The organism is Jeotgalibaca sp. A122, from assembly GCF_052266715.1.
Classification (GTDB): Bacteria; Bacillota; Bacilli; order Lactobacillales; family Aerococcaceae; genus Jeotgalibaca.
Genome location: NZ_JBQPRB010000006.1, coordinates 74675 through 87228, shown reverse-complemented (window position 1 = coordinate 87228; position 12554 = coordinate 74675). Strand labels below are relative to the sequence as shown.

The window sequence follows — 12554 nt, the reverse complement described above, 5'->3', positions numbered from 1 at the left end:
TTAAACCTGTTTTCTATATTGTAGCATTTAAATAATGGGACTCCTTTGAAACAAACAAATCCATATATAAAACCGTTCATTGGATTATGAACGGTTTTATATATCATCAGTAATGACTCTACTTCACGTAGGCATTTTTATATAAACTTTTTACAAAAAAGGAAGTCGTTACACTTGTTAAAACTGTCGCTGTTAAAAGTTGGCCAGTCGCACTTGAAACGTACTGTTGAAGCTCAGGATGTGCTACTGCCAATATCCCCAATGTTGATACAGAAATCCCTGCAATTGAAAGCATTGAAACTGCGCCAATGCCATCTTGTTTTAATACTTTTTTGTCAATCAAAAATATAGGACTCATCGCGATATAATAGATGATTACAAGTAGCAAACCCTGCAAGCCTGATTTTGCCACTTCAACAAGATCAATACCTTGTCCGATATTCCAACCGAGAATCGGTAACAAGACACCTGAACCCGGAGCAAATAGTTGTGCAAATTTTACATCTAAATTTCCGATTAACATACCAAGGCCTATTGGGACCAATGTGGAAATAATAGGCATCCAGTCCATTTCAGCTCCAGCCGCCGATGTAATACTGTAAACAATTACTGGTATGATAGGCAGACTGAACACACCAATCAAGCCAAAAGCTGCCGTATCATCATCTGTCCCGTACTCTTTAATTAGTGAGAGATAAATAGCTGGATTCAAACTGCTTATTCCTACTACAAGTGCCATGGTACTAATACCAAAAATTCCTTCTTGCCCAAATAATTGAATAGCTGCCAAGCCAAAACCGACACTCAAAATGAATTTTACTACTAATAAAATACCTTGTCTTTTTAAAACGCGCACGAGTCTTTTTAAGTCAATGGTTGTTCCAGAAAAGAAACATAACACGCCCAAAATAAAGTTCATGCTATCACCAGAAAAAGTCGCTTCAGTTAAACCACCGATCCGAACCAAATCCGGCCATATCGTATAAAATAAAGCACTTAGAAATAATGGCACTAAAAACAAGCCCGCAGGCACTTTCGTAATCTTATCGTACATCGTATGTCTCCTTTTTTTAAACTAATCATCTAAAAAAGTCTATCATATTAGGAGAGTTTTTTAAAGGATTACTTGGAAATGCTAATTCTATATTGCACTTATTGCGCGACTTTTAAATGAAATAATCTTTCCAGAAAAAGGTTAATTAGTCAGTGATACCATCATTTTTTTACTTTATGTATTATAAAGAACAGTGACGGTTCCTTGCAATAAGCATTCACGAAAAGTATGTATATTTAAAAAAACTCTCCCTTTTTAATCGGGAGAGTTACAAAGGATAGTCAAATTTACCCTTTTAATATTTAAATTTTTGCATGCCAAGGGTTAGTTCCTCAGCAAGATGAGCCAAACTGTCACTCGCTTCTGAAATCTGACTCATAGCATTGACTTGTTCATCTACTGTAGCAGATGCTTCTTCTGTACTGGCGGCGTTTTCTTCTGAAATAGCAGCCAGTTGCTCCATAGTATGAATAATTAAATTTTTCTTCTCATCCATAATCGAGCTTGTCACATCCAATTGTTCCATTGCCTTGCCAACCTCATCTAAGGTATGTGCTATTCCGTAAAAATTATTATGCGTTTCGGATAAACTATATAGCTGCAGGTCATTCATGTCCTTCATAACAGCTAATGAATCCTTTGCCGCTTGCGTTTTATAATTTAGTGCATCAATCGTCCCTTTTATTTGATCGGCAAATTCATTTGACTGACTCGCTAATTTTTTAATTTCATCTGCTACTACTGCGAATCCTCTACCCGCTTCACCTGATCGAGCAGCTTCAATCGATGCATTAAGAGCGAGTAAGTTGGTTTGATCCGCAATGGACTTAATCATCGTACTCACTGAACCTATTTGCTCGACACTAGCATTTGTTTCCCCAATAACTTCTCCAACTTCTAACTGGGCTTTACTAGCATCTTTTGTTTTTTCTTGCAAATCTCTAAGCTTCTCCAAGCCTTCCTCTTTGAGCCTGTTAACTTGCACAGAGTAAGTGCTCAATTTTTCAATTATCAGTTTTTCTTGATTAATTAGATTTCCTAATTCCTCTACTTTTAGTGTTCCTGAAGAGGTTTCGGTTGCTTGCTCTGTAGCGCCATGCGCGATTTCAGTAATCACAGCATTCACTTCTATAGCCGATACTGTTGCTTCTTTACTCGTGGCTGTCAATTCTTCAGATGAAGCAGAAACTGTTTCTGCATGTTCCGAAATTTGACGGATAAGTTGAACAAGTTGTTTTTTCATTTGTAGTGTTGCATTCGCCAATTGTCCAATTTCGGAATTGTTTTGTAAGAGTTTTTCATCGTTCTCAAGCTTCTTACTGGTCAAATCATAATTTGCTATCTCGGTAATTTCATTGGACATCATCTTAATCGGTTTTACAAGGTTTCGCAAGAAATACCCAACGATCGTCACTATGGTTGCAACAAAAAGTAATGCAATTAAGCTATTTACCAAGATGAGTTGCTGAATTTGCGCATTCACATCTTTTAGGTCATAGCTAACTTTAAAGGCACCTATAATTGTTGCACCCGTTGGATCTTTAATTGGCAACAATTCATAATATTCATTCTTCGTCTTTTCTTTTAAATTTTTGCCAGTCAAAGTCTGACTTATATTTTCCTGCAAGTTTGAATCTGATTTCAGACTGCTTTCGTCCGTTGTATAAAGCAGTCCTTCTGCTGTATAAATATCAACATTTGTATCGGTTAAATTGGTATAATTTTCAAAAAATGCATCAGTGTAACCTGTTTGGATTGTACCAATCACTTCTTGACCTACGTCAATGGGAGCAAAAGCGCGTATTGCTATTCCTGACTTTCCGGTCTCTGTTCCCATTAAGTGGTTACCTTGCAAGGCAGATGCTATTGATGGATTACCTGACTTAGAGTCACCAAATTCTTCCGGATTGTGCGCACGATATAATACAGTTCCGTCAGCATCGCCAATTTCCAATACCGAAAGACCCGTTTTTTCATTAAAAGTTTCATAATAAGGCTGAATAATGGCTGACATTTCCGTATAATTCTTTTTTTCTAATGCTTGCTTTAATCGTTCATTCCCGGACAATCCTGTTGCCAATGCGCCTGCAAATTCTTCTTGTCTACTCATTAATGCCTCTAGTGTTGCAACTGATGTTTCCAACTCTTCTTCGGCCATTCTTTTATCCGTCCGGATTGTATCAATCGTGATAAAACCCAAACCACAAACCACAACTAGCAGTAAAATGCTAAATGCAGCTAATAATTTTGATGTAATTCCTTTAAACATGAACTTCCCCCTAATGCTGACTGTATTGATATATCATTCCAATCGATGACTTTCTTTATATCGGCACTATTCGTCTTTTTTAAAGGGAGATCATGTTGAATTAAATAAATTTTCAAAAAAATGCCTGCCATAAAGGCAGACATCACCATGCTATTTCAAATTATCTATTGCCGCTTGTTCAATACTTAAAGCTTCGCGGTAAATTTACAAAACTTCTTCCATATTAGGAACTTAAATTTACATCAAGTTCCGGCGGTGGAAGGATAAAAGAATTTACTACCCAAAACAACCGCCTCGATAGCTATTGAGGTGGGTTTACATCTTTTTTTGGTATAATAATTTCAAAGAGAATAGTATTAATGCGGTTGAGCGTATGCTTTCAAGGATTTTTCTTCCGGGGTGGGAAGAATTTCTTGAGCATATGCTTTTTATTTATGAGGAGGATTCTTATGGAAACTTTTATATCAAACCAAAGCTGGCCGATTCTGGCCCTCGTGTTCCTCATGTCACTCATCATCTTATCCAAGGCCACAGATACACTGATCGACCACGCTGTTTCCCTTTCCCGGGAATTCGGTATATCCGAATTGATAATTGGAGCGACCATTGTTTCAGTGGGGACGACATTGCCGGAGCTATCCACCGCTATCGCGGCCATTATGCAGGATGCCACTGATTTTGTCTTGGGGAACGCCATCGGTTCGGTTATCACAAACATGACTCTTGTTTTGGGTGTTGGTTCAATTGCTGGTGCCATTCCCGTGATGCGGACAACAGCAAGTAGACTGCCTTTTTTGATTGGTTCGCTGTTGCTCATGGTTTTTGGCAGTGTACGGACATTTGGAGCGGAAATATTTTCTTCCACTGGTAGGATCCATCCGGTTGTGGGTATACTCCTCCTTCTTTCCTTGCCTGTCTATCTACTCACGGCATTCCGGGAACCATCCAAAGAAATACATCCGGAAGCGGACGAAGAACCTCATAAAAAGGGAAATTTGATTAAAGAAACAGGCATCATCTTTTTGAGCGCTGTGGCCGTGGCCTTAAGTGCCAGTGCCTTAGTCACCACCGTTGAGGCCGCAGCTGTGCGCCTGGGAGTTTCAGATGCCATTATTGCCGGGACCATTGTTGCCTTGGGTACAAGTTTGCCCGAGTTGACTACCACTTACGCATCCGCCCGAAAAGGCTTTGGCGGCTTGGCTATCGGGAATATTTTAGGGGCAAGCATCCTCAACATCCTTTTGGTGCTGGGTGTCTCCATCTCTTTGGTTCCCGGAGGCTTGGGAGTTGCTCCGATTTTTTACCAGATTCATTTTCCAATAGTTTTGCTTGTAGTTGGCATGGTCAGCTATTTCATTTTCAACACCAAAAAACTTGAAATCAGCAAAATGGAAGGCGCAGTCCTCTTGGCGATATATGCCGTTTATCTACTCTTGAATATTTTTTTGTAACTAACCCACCAGTATCTGCAACATAGTCAAAATCGATTGAACGGGAAGATAATTTAAATTACACTCTACGTGTGAGGTGTTACCAGGAAGGGAGGTTGTCATGAGAATCAGGATTGAAAAGATGGATGCGGGGGAGAACGAGGTGATTCTGCACATTCGCGAGTTGGATGCCGAAATGCAGGCCACACTCGATTTCCTTCAAGCATCCTCCAGCCAGATTTTTGCCCGAAAGGAAAAAGAAACGGTCCTTATTTCGCCCCACGCTATATATTTCGTGGAGGCCGTCGACAACCGCGTCTTCCTTTACACAAAAGCGGATGTCCTGGAAGTGACAGAGTCCTTGATGAAGCTTGAGGAAAATTATCAGCATGCAGGTTTCGTCCGGATTGGCAAGTCACAGCTGGTCAATTTGCACCATATTCAAAAGCTGCGCAGCCTATTGAACAGTCGTATCGAAATCACTCTGGAAAACGGAGAAAAAATGATTGTTTCCCGGCACTATGCTCCGGCATTCAAACAACGATTGGGTATGGAACTTAAGGAGGGTTAACAATGGAACAAACTAATTGGCAAAAATTTTATTTATTCATGTACGAGGCCAAGTCTGCCGCCGGTATTTATTTTGTGGCATTTGTCTTTTTTTATCTGTTTTATGGCATTCTTGAACCAAATCAAGCGAGCTCCCTCGATTTTTGGACTGCTATCCAAATTTTCGCGGCGTGTTTGTTGATTGGACTTGGTCAAAGCTTCCTCTTGACCAACAACGTGACCAATTCCCGAATTACCATTTGGGGGTGCTGGTCACTGTCCGTTACCATTCTCTTTTCGGAACTGTTCCAGTGGTTCCAAAGCTATCCTTATTGGTACCGCTATGTATTCTATGCCGCCATCGCCCTTTCCTTGTTTTTCTATTGGCTGGCCCTGGTTTGGGATCTGCAACGGGAAACGAAAACACTGAACCGGGCATTAGAGGATTACCAACAAAAAAATAAAAAATAACAAACACCACCCTCAAAGCACCTGTTCAGTCGCTTTGAGGTGGTGTTTTAGTTGAAATTCTTATAACTTATCAGTCTTTGTAGAAAGTCTTGAATACAGGCATCTCATGATCCTTCCCATAGTGTTCAATCAGGGGAAGGCCGTTCAAGATTTCCATGTCTTCCGCAGAAATCGTGAAATCGATCGCGGCATTGGCTTTCATATGGTCCTTCTTGGTGGATTTCGGTAAGGCAACCGTACCCAGTTGCAAGACATAACGGATGCTCAGTTGCGCAGGAGAAACCGCGTATTTCTCAGCCATTTCCTTCACCTTCGGATGGTCAAGGATAGCACCATGCGCAATCGGGGAATAGGCTTCCACCACGATACCTTGTTCCTCACAGTACTTCATGACGTCGTTGGGGACGTTCGTGATATGAACGAGAATCTGATTCACCATTGGTTTGATTTCACCATTTTCGATAAGGTTCTCCAGATCGATTTGTTCAAAGTTCGAAACGCCAATGGCCCGTATTTTCTTTGCTTTATAAGCTTCTTCCAGAGCACGCCAAGCTTCGAGATTCCCTTCGAAATAATGGTTGCTCTCATCACGAAATTCAGCCCAGGGTTGCGGGCTATGAATAATCATCAAATCAATATAGTCCATGTCCAATCGGGCCAGCGATTTATCAATCGCTTTGACCGCTTCCCCGTAATCTTTGATGTTGCCACTGAGCTTGGTCGTCACGAAAATATCTTTGCGGTCTACCCCAGAAGCTTTGATACCGCGGCCGACCCCTTCTTCATTGCGATAAGATTGGGCGGTGTCGATATGGCGGTACCCCACATCCAGAGCATCTTTCACCACTTGATCAACAACTTCGTCATCAATCATCCATACGCCCGCACCCAGCTTGGGGATTTTTACCCCATTTGATAAGATATACGTTTCATCTAAAATCATGTCTATTTTTCCTTCTTTCTGTTTTTATTTTTCCAAAATTTAAAGCGCCTCCATTTTCTTGCTAACTTCATTTTCCACTTCCAGGTAATGCCGAGTCAAGTTATATCCCTCGATGGGTAGGACAGCAATCAGTGCTCGATGAAGGTCTGGAAAGTGATTTGAGGTAAGGTTTCGACAACCCAAGAAACAGAATCAATTTTGTTTACATTACTTATTACATACACTTACTGAAATTCAAAAAAGTCCATCCCGTCGACTTCTTATCAACGGGATGGGTTTTGGATTATGCTTCAATCGGGTTCAGTTCGCAGTATTTTTTGATACCCACATTGGCTGCGCGCGACAACAGGACGGTAACACCCCAAGCAATGGCCGCAGCAAATCCTGGTCCAATCACTGGAGACAAGGCTGCAGCAATCGCAGCCATCACGATATCTTTGGCTCCACCTTTTTTGTTGATGAAATCATCGATATCCTTGCGGGCATCTTCGTAGTCTGGATGACCGCACAGGAACAAGTCGAATTCCTTTTTTATCTTATCCATTACGTTCCACTCGGTTTGGACCATCATCCTCGGTTCCAGTGCTCGGAACAGGTCCTCTTCGGATTTCTCGAATGCATGGCGAACAGTTTGTTGATCTTCCTCAGGTAGCATCGATAGCCAGTCTTCAGCGGTCGTCTCATCTATAAACGTTTGCAACGATCTCATACTCATCTATCTCCTTCCGGAATGTATTTGGAACTCTTTTCATAGTCATTTTACCATGGTGCTTGAATGTTACCAAAGGTTAACCAAGTATGGTCAGAAATCAGAGAACAATAAATCCTTTTTGGTACATTCTAGACAAATGATGGGGGCATTCTCATATCGCAATACTAAAGAAGGCATCGTCTGTGTCCGTAAGTGACTGGGTGGTAAAGCCCATTTTGTCCAACATTTCTCGCCCGCCTCGATTACCTTATTACAGTTATTGCAATGGAATTTTTTATCCTGTTCACTATACATGGTATTATTTCCTTTCACTTCAATTTGATTGTCTTATTTCTTTATAATACTTAGTGGGAGCTACCCCATAGCGTTTCTTAAAGGCTTTATAAAAGTTACTGTAGTCTTTGAAGCCATTTTCCCGATAAACTTTACTGGCAGGCTTATGAGCAAGGATATCATTTTTGGCTGCCTCCAACCGCAGCTGGATTACATATTGGTAGAAGGATACTCCTATCTGTTCCTTGAATAAATGAGAAAGTGTAGAAGAACCAATGAAAAACTTCTGCGCTGTATCCTCTAGTGTCAACTCATTAAAATAATTGGCATCAAGATAGTTTTTGATGTTCAGCATTAAAACTTCATTTGGTTTACTATCTACTTCCTTATTGGTCAAATAATACACTGTTCGGGAAAGAAGGATTATCAAATTAACGGTTGATGTGTATGCAGCAAATTGATGGCAATACTTGTCGTTGTGGAACTCCTTGTCAATCATTTGAAAAGCACTCAATATGCCATGCCATGTTGGTAAGGGAGTGTGAAAAATATATTGTTTATTATCTAAAGCATACCGGAATGGATAGGCAATCTTTTCTTCCATTTCAGCTAGATTTTGAAGGAACGGCAGCGTGATAAAAATTGCATACCCTGTGTAGGGTGTTGGGCTGGCATCAAGAATGGACTGATGCGGCACATTCGGTGGGATGATAACAAAATCACCTTTTTTAAACTCATATTCTTTTCCATCTATGTAGTACAAAGTCTTACCTGAAACAAAAAAGTAAAGTTCATAATAATCATGGGTATGAAGACGATTAATCAGTGGCGTATTATTGTTTATATAAACCATCTCGAAAAGGTCTTTATAGTTAAACTTATTGAAAATAGAATAGTTTCCAGCCATTTTTTCCTTCCTCCAAAAAATAACGATACAGAAGACAAACTGTCTTTTGTACCGTTATCTTATCATATTATGCAAAAGTTACTTTCTCTTTAATTGGTAGTTTCAACAAATTAATTGCATTGTAGCGCACTATTTTAGCGTAAGCTGTTTGAGATAGTTTCCCAGTATTTACAGCATTGTCCAACCAATCTCCTAGCGGGAAATACATATCGACACTAACCATATCCGTTGCGAACATCAAACGATCCTGAAATTCCTCCAAGAATCGATAGCCGAACTCGGGATCACGCATAATTGCATTTCCTGCGCTATTAGCGGAGAGGTCGGCATATAAGTTAGGGTAGTTACGGAACAATTCAACTAAACGTCCACCCTCTTTCACCAAGCCTTCTGGATAATTATTTCTTGATTCGATGTCATACGCCATATCCCCACCAATTTCATACCAGAATGGTTGAGAATGTCCAATTACTTTCAAATTTGGGAACTTTGCCAAAACGCCTTCGAGTAACGGTAACCCGCCATGATCAGCGACACCATAATTGTACCCTTGTTCAGGTGAAATATGGAAAAGAATTGGCATATCCAGTTCTGAACAAGCTTCAAATAAGGGTTCAAACTTTGAATCATCTAGCCAATAATTTTCTGAATACTCTCCTACCCCTACCGCACCTAATTCCTGATAATGACGCAGGCGTTGCTTTAATGTTTCTGGCTGGTGGACATCCACATAACAAAGGAACGAGAAGGTTTCAGGGTATTTTTTTGCTAAAGCAATATTATCGATATTCGCCCCAAATCCCATACCAGTGGTCGAATACTGTTCAGAACCGGACATCAAAACCCCATGCTCTATCCCATTGTCTTCCATATACTTCTTCATGGCTGCGCCATCCGCAATTTTCATGCCCTGGAATTCAAGTTCCTGACCGTCATAAGCAACGTGTAAATGTATATCTATCTTTTTCAAAAAAATCCATCTCCTTATTATTCAGCAACAGGAACATTAACCATTTCAATTTCAACAGCCATATCTTCATCGTCGCGTCTTTCTTTCAATGTAGCCGCAATATGCTTCACATCTTTATCTTTCAGATTGTAGATTACTCCTACTCCAATCAATTCCATGATTCCACCAATTGCCATAATCAATCCTAAAATCATGTAGATGTTTTTACCAACACCCATTGCTTGTGTTGATAGAGAAGAATCATAACCAGCAAAAACGAGTGCGTAAGAACCGATAGTACCACCTAAAGCACTACCTAGCTTACGTGAGAAGGCATAAACGGAAAATAAGGAAGCATCATTTCTTTCACCAAACTTGTATTCATGGTAGTCGATACAGTCATTGACCATTGCCCATACGAGCATGAAGAATCCAACTGTCCCAACGCATGAAAGATAATACAATCCAATGTAAATATAAGGATTTTGTATGTTACCTATTAACATTGCTGCATAGGCAACGAGAGAAACAATGATAGCGCCTGATAATGTAATACGTTTTCCAAATCGAGCAACTAATTTTGGAACAAAAGGATACATAACCAACACCAAAATCAAACTACTGAATCCTAATGTAGCGGTTAATTTCGGAGCTTTGAAATACTCGATGAATAAATATGCATTTAACTGTGCGAAGCCCATACCCAAGAAAAGGTTTCCAATTGTTGCGAACATCACACCTAATAGAGGGCGATTTTGTGAAACTTGTTTAATGAGGCGTTTGTATTCAAATTTTGGTTTTTCTTCTTGTGTTCTTGTATCTTTGATTCGTTCGGTGGTGAAGCTTACTAAAATAAAGTAAGATATTGCAATAGCTGCAATAGAAAGCGTTGCTAATTTCATAAATGCAGAAGGAATATATTCACCGTTATCATTGAAAAGGATAAGTGGTGCGATCGTCATCAGGATTGGACCACTTATTTGTGCCCCTAATGAACGAGCTTGAGAAAGTTTTGATCTTTCAAGTGGATCCGAAGTAATAACCGACGACATAGCCCCGTAAGGAACGGAAGTTAATGTATAAGCCATCTCATGCAATACGTAGAAAACGGTCACCCAAATATATTTAAACATCATGGACTGACTGCTGATATCTAAAAACATGAATGCTAAAGATAAAGATAATGGGATTAATCCAAGCATTACATAAGGTTTGAATTTATTGCCACTTTTACCTATTTTCCAACGGTCAGGAAAAGAACCAATAATTGGATCATTAATGGCATCCCAGAACTTTGTGAATAAGAACATGGAACCCATAAATGCTGGACTGATTCCTAAAACATACGTACAGAAAACCATTACATAACCAATCATAACTGTATCGACTGTGCCCGCAACATCCCCGAATGCATAGCCGATTTGGTCTTTAACACCAAATTTTCTCATTTCTCTTTCTCCTCTGCTTCTTCGTGCATTTTTTTGATTACACAAATCGCGTTTTTGTGTAATCTTTCACATCAATGATAGCGGTTAACCTCTTATGCTACTCATTTTATTGAATCCGCTATCAAAATAGAATTGCAAAAAATCTGAGGGACTATGCAAAACCTGTTGGTAATTTCTGGTGATTCTCCCAGAATTTGCCTGTTTCTGGAATAACGTGAAAACTGAATGGATTCTTGAGCTGGTTCCAACCCAAGATTCCGAGTAGTAATTTCAATTAATTATTCCCACTCGTGATAATTTTTTATTTGAGCTAGATTTTTTTCGAAAAACTCTTACTCATTATTTCCGAGTTGGTATTGTTAAATTTTAAAGTGTTAGTGTATTTCTATATACGACAAAAAAGCCCACGAAAATTAATCTTCTGACAATTTTCACAGACTTCTAGATAATTAAAAATTATTGATTCGTGCGGTAAACGCAGAAGATCATGAATCGCCTTCGGGACGTTCAATTATTCCCAAATATTCAATCGTGACCTATTTTTTTCCTTCAAAACGTCAAGCTGTCTTTCACTCAACCCTACCCGTTTACCGCTCTCTTCACCAAGGAAGAGAATGTTGCCACCTACTTTAATACATTCAAAAATCCCTTTATTCATGATCCATTGACATTCTGCTTTTCAATCAGTTTAGCCACATCCTGGTCATTTCCGGTGCTAATTGAAACGCGAACGGGATTTTTGGCGATATCCGTCGTGTATTCCAACATAGTTTGCCCTGCTGGCACAACACCTTGTTGCCAGTGAGAAGGCACTTGATAAAGGTTGATGCTTCCGTCACCGTTGCTACTGTAGATGACGCTGCCATCAGCCATTATTTTTCCCGTTAACACCACCACATTTTCGGGATAGGTCGCACTATCTGCCGGCTCATACGCGTTGATGGGTTCACCTTTCGAAATATAGGTCACATTCAGTTCTTCCACATCGACATTCCCGATCACTTCCAGCCAGACCCGGGCATATTCAATTTCCTGAACTGAGTAACTGGAAAGCAAATCTTCATCCGCAGCCGAATTTTCATTTTCTACCGGCTTTAGATCTTCTTTACTGACCGTCACCATATCGGTATTACGGATCGTGCGTTTCGAAATAGGTTTTTCCGGATACGGGGTGTCGACCTCGTAAAACGTGATGGTCGTAAATTCCTCCTCTTTTATAAACGCCACCGGGTTTCTTCCCCCATAACCAATATTTTTGAAAGAAAGAACAATCGTATTGCCCGTATTCTCGATCAACTCCCAAGATTCACGTTCGTAAAACTCGCCGTCCAACTCGATGCTCGCCAAGTCTTCACCCAGGTCCTGGATAATGGCTTCCTCGTAGAAGACGACTGCTTCTTCCATCGATGTCCAGATAGGGGCTGCTTCGGACGTAACTTCGCTAGATAGCGTAGTTTCAGAACTGGTTGGCGGTTCTGTGACTTCGGAGTTGTTACACGCTACGAGAAACATTCCGGCTACAACTGCTAGTAATGCTTTGTTTTTCATA

General features: G+C 40.2%; 11 protein-coding genes and 1 other annotated feature. Of the genes, 3 read left to right on the top strand and 8 right to left on the bottom strand.

Going from position 1 to position 12554, the window contains the following annotated elements; genetic code table 11:
* Positions 1–118: 118 nt before the first annotated feature.
* Both ACTU7M_RS08070 and ACTU7M_RS08065 read right to left on the bottom strand, forming a co-directional pair.
* Complete coding sequence (locus tag ACTU7M_RS08070) at positions 119–1054, bottom strand: 2-keto-3-deoxygluconate permease (protein ID WP_443473878.1); 936 nt, start codon at positions 1052–1054, stop codon at positions 119–121.
* Between the two features lie 295 nt (positions 1055–1349).
* Positions 1350–3323 (bottom strand): methyl-accepting chemotaxis protein, encoded by a 1974-nt coding sequence (locus ACTU7M_RS08065; RefSeq protein WP_443473877.1) that lies wholly within the window; start codon positions 3321–3323, stop codon positions 1350–1352.
* 363 nt (positions 3324–3686) lie between these two features.
* Positions 3687–3732 (top strand) — a sequence feature (sodium ion sensor (DUF1646 type); this cis-regulatory element may regulate processes involved in with the transportation of sodium ions).
* A gap of 40 nt (positions 3733–3772) precedes the next feature.
* On the opposite strand from ACTU7M_RS08065, the gene ACTU7M_RS08060 reads away from it, so the two are divergent.
* The 3 genes from ACTU7M_RS08060 (at position 3773) to ACTU7M_RS08050 (ending at position 5773) form a co-directional block, all read left to right on the top strand.
* A complete protein-coding gene (locus ACTU7M_RS08060) occupies positions 3773–4774 on the top strand; it encodes a sodium:calcium antiporter (protein WP_443473876.1) in 1002 nt (333 codons plus the stop codon).
* A gap of 100 nt (positions 4775–4874) precedes the next feature.
* Positions 4875–5324, top strand: coding sequence for a LytTR family DNA-binding domain-containing protein (locus tag ACTU7M_RS08055; RefSeq protein WP_443473875.1), 450 nt, complete (start codon positions 4875–4877; stop codon positions 5322–5324).
* A gap of 2 nt (positions 5325–5326) precedes the next feature.
* Positions 5327–5773 (top strand): hypothetical protein, encoded by a 447-nt coding sequence (locus ACTU7M_RS08050; protein WP_443473874.1) that lies wholly within the window; start codon positions 5327–5329, stop codon positions 5771–5773.
* A gap of 70 nt (positions 5774–5843) precedes the next feature.
* On the opposite strand, the gene ACTU7M_RS08045 is transcribed toward ACTU7M_RS08050, so the two are convergent.
* From ACTU7M_RS08045 to ACTU7M_RS08020, 6 genes are all read right to left on the bottom strand, one after another.
* Entirely contained in the window at positions 5844–6716 is an 873-nt protein-coding gene (locus ACTU7M_RS08045; RefSeq protein ID WP_443473873.1) for an aldo/keto reductase, read from the bottom strand.
* Between the two features lie 283 nt (positions 6717–6999).
* Positions 7000–7425 (bottom strand): hypothetical protein, encoded by a 426-nt coding sequence (locus ACTU7M_RS08040; RefSeq protein ID WP_443473872.1) that lies wholly within the window; start codon positions 7423–7425, stop codon positions 7000–7002.
* 316 nt (positions 7426–7741) lie between these two features.
* Positions 7742–8608, bottom strand: coding sequence for an AraC family transcriptional regulator (locus tag ACTU7M_RS08035; RefSeq protein WP_443473871.1), 867 nt, complete (start codon positions 8606–8608; stop codon positions 7742–7744).
* Positions 8609–8675: 67 nt separating this feature from the next.
* Positions 8676–9578 (bottom strand): amidohydrolase family protein, encoded by a 903-nt coding sequence (locus ACTU7M_RS08030; protein ID WP_443473870.1) that lies wholly within the window; start codon positions 9576–9578, stop codon positions 8676–8678.
* 17 nt (positions 9579–9595) lie between these two features.
* On the bottom strand, positions 9596–11005 hold the full coding sequence (locus ACTU7M_RS08025) for an MFS transporter (RefSeq protein ID WP_443473869.1): 1410 nt from the start codon (positions 11003–11005) through the stop codon (positions 9596–9598).
* A gap of 654 nt (positions 11006–11659) precedes the next feature.
* Positions 11660–12553, bottom strand: a complete 894-nt coding sequence (locus ACTU7M_RS08020; RefSeq protein WP_443473868.1) for a hypothetical protein — start codon at positions 12551–12553, stop codon at positions 11660–11662.
* Position 12554 lies beyond the last annotated feature (1 nt).